The sequence below is a fragment of the Streptomyces sp. RP5T genome (genome assembly GCF_003933965.1).
In the GTDB taxonomy this organism is placed as follows: Bacteria; Actinomycetota; Actinomycetes; order Streptomycetales; family Streptomycetaceae; genus Streptomyces.
Genome location: NZ_RSAJ01000463.1, coordinates 1 through 6,622, shown reverse-complemented (window position 1 = coordinate 6,622; position 6,622 = coordinate 1). Strand labels below are relative to the sequence as shown.

Sequence of the window (6,622 nt, the reverse complement as noted above, 5' to 3'; positions counted from 1 at the left end):
CCTGCATCGCGATCTCCGACACCCGGTGCGCCAGCCGCACATGCGTCTTCGCCCCCGCCGCGTGCTTGTGGACGTTGGTCAACGCCTCCTGCACGACCCGGAACGCCGTCTGCTCGATCTGCGCACCGTACGACCGCACCTCGCCCTCGACCGACAGATCCACCGCCATCCCCGCCGCGGCCGACTGCCCGATCAGCGTCTCCAGATCGTCCAGACAGGGACCGTCGCTCTCCTCCACGACCCGCGAGACCGCCGCGGCCGCCGCCACCCCCACCGCGACCAGCGGAACCGCCGACCGCTCCGGCCGGCCCGACCCGTCCCCGCTGCGCAGCACCCCGAGCATCTCCCGCAGCTCGGTGAGCGCCTGGCGTCCCATGTCCCCCACCAGCGCCGCGTTCTTCACGGCCTTCTCGGGATCCTTGCGGGCCACGGCCTGCAGGGCGGCCGCGTGCACCACCATCAGGCTCACCCGGTGCGCGACGACATCGTGCATCTCCCGCGCGATCCGGGTCCGCTCCTCACTGCGCGCCCACTCCGCCCGCTCCTCGGCCCGCTCGGCCAGCAGCTGAAGCTCCCGCTCCAGGTCGTCGGCCCGCTCCCGCAGACTCTCCATGAGCCGACGCCGGGCCCCCACGTACAGCCCGAGCAGCAACGGCGGGGCGGTCATCCCGATCGCGGTCGTGATCGACGCGAAGGGAACGAACCAGTCCCCCAGGTCCAGTTCGCCGTGCGCCATGTCCTGCCGGACCCGCACGAACATCACGATCAGCATCCCGACCAGGGACATCCCCGCCAGCGAGCCGATGATCCGGCGGGGCAGCTCGGACGCGGCAAGCGTGTACAGGCCGACGATGCCCATGAGGTAGCCCATCTGGGCGGGCGTGATGGCGATGCTCACGAGCACCACGGCGATCGGCCACTTGCGCCGGACGACCAGCACCGACCCCGCCAGCACCCCGAACACGATCCCCGCGGCCATCGGGATCCCCGCGTCCTGCGCGAACCGGACACCCTCGAACGCGCACTCCACCGCGGACGCCGACGCCAGGCTCACGTCCAGTACCGCACTGCGCCACCGCGCCCACCACCACGGCCCCTTCTGCGCCGCGGTGGTGTCTTCCCCCGTCGTGGTCATGCCTCCAGCCTACGGTCGCCGCGCGCCGGATTTCCGGTGACTTTCAACGACTGGCCTACACCACGTCGAGTGACCGATCGACTACGAAACAGCCCGATATCCCTCGAACTGCTGAATCGCTCACCGTTCGAGCCCGGAAGAGCACATTCCACCGGACGGTATGCCCATGGCACATCCACGGAGCAAGCACGCGGACTTCGAGGAACTGCGGGAGCGGGCGGTCGCCTTGCGGCGCGAAGGCCACAGCCTCCGGCAGATCCGCGACGAGTTGAAGATCTTCAACAACGACATCCTCAACCAGCTCGTGAAGGGGGAACCGCCGCCGGAATGGACGAAACGCCCCCGCGCCAAGGACGACCTGCGCGAGAGGGCTCGGGAGCTGCGACTGCAGGGCTGGACGTATGACCGGATCGAGGCCGAACTGGGCTGTTCGAAGAGTTCGGTGTCGCTGTGGGTACGGGACCTGCCGAAGCCCGAGCGTCGCGACCCGGCGGAACAGGCGAAGTTGGCCGCACGCAAGCGATGGGAGCACGAGCTGGCGGTGCGGGACGAGGAAAGGCGACGGACCAAGGCGGCCGCGGCGGCGGACATCGGCACCATGTCCGACCGCGAACTCTTCATCGCCGGAGTGGCTCTTTACTGGGCCGAGGGCGCCAAGGACAAGGCGTACCGCCGGACCGAGGTGCTGCACTTCATCAACAGCGACCCCAACGTGATCAGACTCTTCCTGCGCTGGCTCGAGTTCCTCGGGGTGCAGCGGGAACGCCTGACCCTGCGCGTCAGCATTCACGAGACCGCAGACGTGGCGGCCGCTGAGGAGTTCTGGGCGGACATCGCCGGTGTCGATACGGCAGCCTTGAGCAAAGCCACCCTGAAACGGCACAACCCCCGGACGGTTCGCAAGAACACCGGAGACACCTATCACGGCTGTCTCGTGATTTACGTCCGGCAGAGCGCCGATCTGTACCGTCGCATGGAGGGCGCCTGGTACGGCATAGTAGGAGCCGCCACTCGACAACCTGACTGAATGTCCGGTTTAGTCGAATTATTCCCCCGTGGTGTAATTGGCAGCACTGTGGCTTTTGGTGCCATCTGTCCGGGTTCGAGTCCTGGCGGGGGAGCCACACTCCAGCCGGGCCCTGACAGCACTGTCAGGGCCCGCTCTCATGTCCCCCCGGAAACGCCCCGGTATCCTGCGGATGTCACCCCACCCTCTCCACAGCCGAAGGGCATCCCGTGAGCGCCATTCGCCCGGCAGCCGTCGTCGTTCTCGCAGCGGGTGAGGGCACCCGTATGAAGTCGGCCACACCCAAGGTCCTGCACGAGCTGTGCGGTCGCAGCCTCGTGGGCCATGTGCTGGCCGCCGCCCGCGAGTTGGACCCCGAGAACCTCGTCGTGGTCGTGGGGCACGCCCGGGAGCAGGTCACCGCCCATCTCGCCGCCACCGACACCGACGTACGAACGGCCGTGCAGGCGCAGCAGAACGGCACCGGGCACGCCGTACGGATGGCGCTGGAGGAGCTGGGCGGCCGGGTCGAGGGGACCGTGGTGGTGGTGTGCGGGGACACCCCGCTGCTGACCGGCGAGACCCTCAACGCCCTTGCCGCCACGCACTCCGCGGACGGCAACGCGGTCACCGTGCTGAGCGCGCAGGTGCCGGACGCGACCGGGTACGGGCGGATCGTGCGGGACGAGGCCTCCGGTGCCGTGACCGAGATCGTGGAGCACAAGGACGCCTCCGAGGCGCAGCGGGCGATCCGGGAGATCAACTCGGGGGTGTTCGCGTTCGACGGGGAGTTGCTCGCGGACGCGCTGGGCAAGGTTCGTACGGACAACTCGCAGGGCGAGGAGTACCTGACGGACGTTCTCGGGATCCTGCGTGAGGCGGGGCACCGGGTGGGTGCCTGTGTCGCGGCGGATCACCGTGAGATCGCGGGGATCAACAACCGGGTGCAGCTCTCCGAGGCGCGGCGGATCCTGAACGACCGGCTGCTGACCGGGGCGATGCTCTCCGGTGTCACCGTCATCGATCCGGCGACCACGTGGGTCGATGTGACCGTCACCTTCGGGCAGGACGCCGTCGTCCACCCGGGTACGCAGCTGCACGGTGCGACGCATGTCGGCGAGGGTGCCGAGGTGGGTCCGAACAGCCGTCTGAGGGACACGGTCGTGGAGGCCGGCGCCCGGGTCGACAACACGGTTTCCGACCGTGCGCACATCGGGGCGGGCGCGAGCGTGGGGCCGTTCGCCTATCTGCGTCCGGGGACCCGGCTGGGGGTGAAGGGCAAGATCGGGACGTTCGTGGAGACGAAGAACTCCTCCATCGGCGAGGGGACGAAGGTCCCGCATCTCTCGTATGTCGGGGACGCCACGATCGGTGAGTACACGAACATCGGTGCCGCGAGTGTGTTCGTGAACTACGACGGCAAGGAGAAGCACCACACGACCGTGGGGTCGCATTGCCGCACGGGTTCGGACAACATGTTTGTGGCGCCTGTCACGGTCGGGGACGGTTCGTACACGGCCGCAGGTTCGGTGATCACGAAGGATGTGCCGCCCGGTTCGCTGGCCGTGGCCCGTGGCCAGCAGCGGAATATCGAGGGCTGGGTGGCCCGGAAGCGTCCGGGGAGCGCGGCGGCGAAGGCGGCCGAGGCGGCTTCCCGGGAGGGCGCGAGCGAGGACTGACCGGAAACAGGTGCGCCAAAGTCGTCGTACCGTGATAAGTGCACACCCGCACCCCACCAGCTGAGACGGCCCGCCGCGCCCAGCGGCGTGTCTGTGGCCAGCAGGCTGAGACACCTCTGAGGAGACAGTGCTGTGACCGGGATCAAGACGACCGGCGAGAAGAAGATGATGTTCTTCTCCGGCCGCGCCCACCCCGAGCTTGCCGAGGAGGTCGCCCAGCAGCTGGGTGTCGGGGTCGTCCCGACCAAGGCCTTCGACTTCGCGAACGGCGAGATCTACGTCCGCTACCAGGAGTCGGCGCGTGGTGCCGACTGCTTCGTGATCCAGAGCCACACGGCTCCGATCAACCAGTGGATCATGGAGCAGCTGATCATGATCGACGCGCTGAAGCGTGCGTCGGCCCGCTCCATCACGGTCATCGTGCCGTTCTACGGCTATGCGCGGCAGGACAAGAAGCACCGGGGCCGTGAGCCGATCTCGGCGCGGCTGATCGCGGACCTGATGAAGACGGCCGGCGCGGACCGGATCCTGACCGTGGATCTGCACACCGACCAGATCCAGGGCTTCTTCGACGGTCCGGTGGACCACCTGTTCGCGCTGCCGCTGCTGGCGGACTACGTGGGCCGCAAGGTCGACCGGGACAAGCTGACGGTGGTGTCCCCGGACGCGGGCCGGGTGCGGGTCGCGGACCGCTGGTGCGACCGGCTGGGTGCGCCGCTGGCGATCGTGCACAAGCGGCGCGACAAGGACGTGGCGAACCAGGTGACCGTCCACGAGGTCGTGGGTGAGGTCAAGGGCCGTGTGTGCGTCCTGGTCGACGACATGATCGACACGGGTGGCACCATCTGCGCGGCGGCGGACGCGTTGTTCGCGCACGGTGCGGAGGATGTCATCGTGACGGCGACGCACGGTGTGCTGTCGGGTCCGGCCGCGGACCGGCTGAAGAACTCCCGGGTGAGCGAGTTCGTGTTCACGAACACCTTGCCGACGCCGGGTGAGCTGGGCCGGGACCTGGACAAGCTGACGGTTCTGTCGATCGCGCCGACGATCGCGAGCGCGGTGCGTGAGGTGTTCGAGGACGGGTCGGTGACCAGCCTCTTCGACGAGCAGTAGGCGCGCGGGCATCGCGAAAAACGCTTCTGCATGATCGATTTTTCTACGGCCTTCCGCGCCGAGTAGACTGCTCCCGTTGCTCGGCGAGGGAGGCCGTATCCATGGATGCGGCGGTCCGTTATCGACGCGCTCTTCGTAGCAGGCCGTTCGTGGCCGGGTGACCACGTCCGTTCCTGAGTTACGAGGAGTGATCCGCATGTCCGAGGTCAAGCTCACCGCCGAGACCCGTACCGAGTTCGGCAAGGGCGCCGCCCGCCGTGTCCGCCGTGCCGGCAAGGTTCCCGGTGTTCTCTACGGTCACGGTTCCGACCCCATTCACCTGACCCTTCCGGGCCACGAGCTGCTGCTCGCGCTGCGTACGTCGAACGTCCTGATCGCCCTGGACATCGACGGCAAGACCAACGAGCTGGCCATCCCGAAGTCCGTGCAGCGCGACCCGATCAAGGGTTTCCTGGAGCACGTCGACCTTCAGCTGGTCAAGCGCGGCGAGCAGGTCAACGTCGAGATCTACGTCCAGACCGAGGGCGAGCTGGCTCCGGGTGCCTACCTGCTGGAGCACGTCCTGAACGCGCTTCCGGTCGTGGCCGAGGCCACGCACATCCCCGAGTCGGTCACCGTCTCCATCGCGGGCCTGGCCGCCGGTGACTCCATCCTCGCCAAGGACATCACCCTGCCGAAGGGCACCACGCTGGACGTCGACGGCGAGACGGTCGTCCTTCAGGTCCTGGCCGCGCAGGCCGAGGAGTCCGCGGGTGAAGAGGGCGCCGGCGACGAGGCCGCCGAGGCCTGAGCCCGAGCGCTCGCCGTATAAGCTCCAGCCGCTGCTCCCTTCGGGGGGCGGCGGCTGTTGCACGTGAGGAGAGATGGACGTGACCACCCCTGCAGGCGCCCCCTGGCTGATCGTCGGCCTGGGCAACCCCGGTCCCGAGTACGCGGGCAATCGGCACAACGTGGGTTTCATGGTGGCCGATCTGCTGGCCGAGCGGACCGGGGGCCGGTTCAAGCGGGCCGGGAAGGCGCAGGCGCAGGTCGTGGAGGGGCGGATCGGGCCGCCGGGGCCGGCGAACCGCCGGGTGATCCTGGCCAAGCCGATGTCCTTCATGAACCTGTCCGGCGGTCCGGTGAACGCGCTCAAGGACTTCTACAAGGTGCCGGTCGCCCACATCGTGGCGATCCATGACGAGCTGGACATCGACTACGGCGTCCTGCGCCTGAAGCTGGGCGGCGGGGACAACGGTCACAACGGGCTGAAGTCGATGACGAAGGCGTTCGGGGCGGAGTACCACCGGGTGCGGTTCGGGATCGGGCGCCCTCCGGGCCGTATGCAGGTCGCGGACTTCGTGCTGAAGGACTTCTCGTCGAGCGAGCGCAAGGAGCTCGACTACTTCGTGGACCGGGCGGCCGACGCGGTGGAGGCCCTGGTGATCGAGGGGCTGGAGCGGGCGCAGAGCACGTACAACTCCTGACTTGTCCGGCGGTGTTCCGGGCCGGAGTTGACCCCGCGCGGGGCCATGGCCAATGATCCCGGCCATGCCTGCCACCGCCCTCACCACCCGCCGGGCCTCGGTCGCCGCGCTGCGGTTCGGGCAGCGCGCGTCGATGGCGGCGGTCGCGCTGCTGCTCCTGGTCGCGGGGGTGTGGGGGTCCTGGGGCAGCGCGCAGTACGTGATGCTGACCAAGGGGCGGGAG

At 68.6% G+C, this 6,622-nt stretch carries 6 protein-coding genes and 1 tRNA gene; 6 read left to right on the top strand and 1 reads right to left on the bottom strand.

Annotated elements, in window-relative coordinates; translation table 11 throughout:
- A partial coding sequence (locus EHS43_RS33485; RefSeq protein ID WP_125194415.1) for a sensor histidine kinase occupies nt 1-1,135 on the bottom strand: 1,135 nt, incomplete at its 3' end.
- Nucleotides 1,136-1,301: 166 nt separating this feature from the next.
- Between EHS43_RS33485 and EHS43_RS33480 the strand changes: the two genes are divergently transcribed.
- The 6 genes from EHS43_RS33480 to pth all read left to right on the top strand — a co-directional run bounded on the left by EHS43_RS33480 (nt 1,302) and on the right by pth (nt 6,399).
- The gene (locus tag EHS43_RS33480) at nt 1,302-2,162 is read left to right on the top strand and encodes a hypothetical protein (protein WP_125194414.1); all 861 of its coding nucleotides are present in this window, start codon (nt 1,302-1,304) and stop codon (nt 2,160-2,162) included.
- A gap of 22 nt (nt 2,163-2,184) precedes the next feature.
- Nucleotides 2,185-2,259: transfer RNA gene (locus EHS43_RS33475), tRNA-Gln, on the top strand.
- Nucleotides 2,260-2,371: 112 nt separating this feature from the next.
- Nucleotides 2,372-3,820: a bifunctional UDP-N-acetylglucosamine diphosphorylase/glucosamine-1-phosphate N-acetyltransferase GlmU gene (glmU, locus tag EHS43_RS33470; protein ID WP_125194413.1), complete on the top strand. Its 1,449-nt coding sequence runs from the start codon at nt 2,372-2,374 to the stop codon at nt 3,818-3,820.
- 132 nt (nt 3,821-3,952) lie between these two features.
- The gene (locus tag EHS43_RS33465) at nt 3,953-4,933 is read left to right on the top strand and encodes a ribose-phosphate diphosphokinase (protein ID WP_125194412.1); all 981 of its coding nucleotides are present in this window, start codon (nt 3,953-3,955) and stop codon (nt 4,931-4,933) included.
- A gap of 196 nt (nt 4,934-5,129) precedes the next feature.
- Nucleotides 5,130-5,723: a 50S ribosomal protein L25/general stress protein Ctc gene (locus tag EHS43_RS33460; protein ID WP_125194411.1), complete on the top strand. Its 594-nt coding sequence runs from the start codon at nt 5,130-5,132 to the stop codon at nt 5,721-5,723.
- A 73-nt stretch (nt 5,724-5,796) separates the two neighbouring features.
- The gene (pth, locus tag EHS43_RS33455; protein ID WP_125194410.1) at nt 5,797-6,399 is read left to right on the top strand and encodes an aminoacyl-tRNA hydrolase; all 603 of its coding nucleotides are present in this window, start codon (nt 5,797-5,799) and stop codon (nt 6,397-6,399) included.
- Nucleotides 6,400-6,622 lie beyond the last annotated feature (223 nt).